This window comes from Terriglobia bacterium (genome assembly GCA_036496425.1).
Lineage (GTDB): Bacteria > Acidobacteriota > Terriglobia > 20CM-2-55-15 > 20CM-2-55-15 > 20CM-2-55-15.
Genome location: DASXLG010000090.1, coordinates 1 through 2,821 on the forward strand (window position 1 = coordinate 1; position 2,821 = coordinate 2,821).

3 protein-coding genes are annotated in these 2,821 nt (G+C 57.3%); all 3 read left to right on the forward strand.

The window, feature by feature from the left end; genetic code table 11:
• A partial coding sequence (locus tag VGK48_06635) for a glycosyl transferase family 2 (protein ID HEY2380845.1) occupies positions 1-564 on the forward strand: 564 nt, incomplete at its 5' end.
• The gene (locus VGK48_06640; protein HEY2380846.1) at positions 546-1,853 is read left to right on the forward strand and encodes a Xaa-Pro peptidase family protein; all 1,308 of its coding nucleotides are present in this window, start codon (positions 546-548) and stop codon (positions 1,851-1,853) included. The genes VGK48_06635 and VGK48_06640, both read left to right, overlap by 19 nt.
• 18 nt (positions 1,854-1,871) lie before the next feature.
• On the forward strand, positions 1,872-2,821 hold a 950-nt coding region (locus VGK48_06645), incomplete at its 3' end, for an ATP-binding cassette domain-containing protein (GenBank protein ID HEY2380847.1).

Consider the following 2,821-nt stretch of genomic DNA (forward strand, 5'->3'; position numbering starts at 1 on the left):
GAAGCGTTCTTTCACCTCACGGCGAATATTTCCTACCCCCTGATGATCGCCATGTCGTTCCTCCTTCTGCCGGCGATGATCGTGCGATTCAGCGGCGGCTGGTTCCAGATGCTGTACATCGACCTTCCCTTATGGCTTGCGTCGAGCGCATCGGTCTCGACGTTTTACCTGATTTCGCAAAAGGCGCTCTATCCGGACTGGAGGACGCGGTTGAAGTATTTGCCGTTCCTGATGTCGGTCGGAATCGGCTTGTCCGTGAGTAACTCCAAAGCGGTGATGGAAGCGCTGCTGGGCATCAAATCGAGTTTTAAGAGAACGCCGAAGTATCGAATCGAGAGTAAAAAGGATCGCTGGGCGACCAAGCAATATCTCGGGCGGACCGGCGTCATGCCGATGCTGGAGCTGTGCCTCGGAGCGTATTTTGTTCTTGTCATCTTTTACGCATTCGAGAACCGGAATTATCCGACGATCCCGTTCCTGATGCTTTTCGTGGTGGGCTTCACTTACATGGGCGCGATGTCCATTCTCCACGTTACACTTCATCGATGGCTAAGAGGTCTGTAGGGGCGGTCTATCGATCTGTGAACGAAATAGCGCCGGCGGCGCATGGGACTGTAGTCCCGGCCGATCGGCCGGGGCTACAGTCCGACGGTCTCTACGGGCCTGATCGCCCACGGTTCGTGCCTTCAGCATTCCTCTTTCTTTGCGTTTGCATTTTCACGATTGTCACCGCCTTTGCGATTGAAAAGGAGCCCCTTCAGGAATACCACGCGCGCCGCGAGCGGCTCGCGCAGAGAATCAAAGGCAATGCGGTCGTGCTCCGCGCCGCTCCCGACGAGGAACTGGTCAAATATCAGCCGGAGCGAAACTTCTACTACCTGACCGGTTTCGATGAGCCGAACGCGATCCTGCTTCTCGACGCCGCGGCGAATCCTCCACAGGAGTACCTTTTTCTGCCGGATCGCAAACCCGCCGAAGAACGCTGGACCGGAGCAAAACTCGGCCCGGGTCCCGAAGCGGAAAAAGCCACCGGCTTCGCGAAGGTGCTTTCGACGTCGGAATTCGAATCAACCCTAAAGAAGGTTTCCGAACACGCGAAGTCTGTTTACGGCCTGAAAGAGGTGGAGGACGACATCGCGTGGCTCCGGCAGGTTAAATCTCAGAGCGAAATCGCGCTTCTGGTCAAAGCGATCGATATCACCATGAAGGCAGAGCAAGCCGCGGCGAACACCATCGCTCCGGGCGTGATGGAATACGAAGTCGAAGCCGCCTTGGAATATGTCTTCCGGAAGAACGGTGCCGAAGGCCCGGGCTTTCCCTCAATTGTCGGATCGGGCCCGTACTCGACGGTTCTTCACTACGACAAAAGCGAGCGCCGCATGCAATCGGGCGATGTGGTGGTTGTCGATATCGGCGCTCAATATGGCGGCTATAGTGCGGATGTGACCCGCACCTGGCCGGTGTCCGGCAAATTCACGCCGCGGCAACGCGAGATCTATCAGATCGTGCTCGACGCCCAGAAGTCGGCAATTGCCAAAGTGAAGCCGGGTGCCCGCATCAGCGATCTGCATCAGGCGGCGATGGGATACATCCGCTCCAAGGGCTACGACAAATACTTTATTCACGGGACGAGCCATCACATCGGACTGGAAGTCCATGACGTGGGTGACACCTCACGTCCATTCGAACCCAACATGGTCGTCACGGTCGAGCCGGGTATCTACATACCCGAAGAGCAACTGGGCGTTCGGATCGAGGACGACGTGCTTGTAACGCCTTCCGGTTATCGCGTCCTTTCGGACTTCCCCAAAGAGCCTGGAGAAATCGAAGCCCTCCTGCAAAAATCGAAGTAGCAAGAAGCGCCACCTTTTATGCCCCCGATCATCAACGTCCAAGGCTTGTCGAAGACCTACGGCATCGCGCCGCTGTTTCAAAACATTTCATTCATTGTCGAAGACGGTGCGCGCATCGGTCTGATCGGACCGAATGGCTCCGGTAAATCCACGCTGCTCCAGATTCTCGAAGGCCGTGTCAAGCCCGATGCCGGAGAAGTCGCGATCCGCAAACGAACACGCCTCAGTTACGTTGCGCAATATTCTGAATTTCCGGCGGACGCGACCGTTCGTTCGGTTGCCGAAAATGCTACCGCGTCCGGCCACCCGGCGCTGATGCTTGAAACGCTCGGCCGGGCCGGCTTCAGCGAGTTCGATGTTGCGGCTTCCGCTCTCTCGGGAGGGTGGCGCAAGCGCCTGGCGATTGTCGAGGGCCTCGTTCAAGCTCCGGATATCCTCCTGCTGGATGAGCCGACGAATCATCTGGATCTTGCGGGTATCCGGTGGCTCGAATCCGTTCTTCAAAGCGCGCCGTTCGCTTGTGTCGTGGTCAGTCACGACCGGTATCTGCTGGAGAATGCCGCAACGGAGATCGTCGAGCTCGCCCGCGTATATGAGGACGGCTTTCTGCGTGTGAAAGGGAATTACAGCGGTTTCCTCGAAGCCAAAGAACAGTATCTTGAAGCGCAGGGAAAACGCCAGGAGTCGCTCACGAATCGCGTTCATATCGAGATCGAATGGTTGCGCCGCGGCGCCAAGGCGAGGACGCGAAAATCGAAGGCCCGTATCGGCAACGCGCAGGAGATGATCGGTGAGCTCGCAGATCTCAATGCGCGGAGCAAGGTCAACACTGCGACGATGGACTTCTCCGCGACGGAGCGCCGGACCAAACAGTTGATTGAACTCGAGGGCGTCAGTTGCGAGATTGGCGGCCGAACGCTGTTCAAAAATATCGGAATGACGATCAAGCCCGGCACGTGTGTGGGGGT

Excerpts from the sequence above, each read along its gene's own strand:
- VGK48_06640 (HEY2380846.1), top strand. The coding sequence starts at position 546 with ATGGCTAAGAGGTCTGTAGGGGCGGTCTATCGATCTGTGAACGAAATA.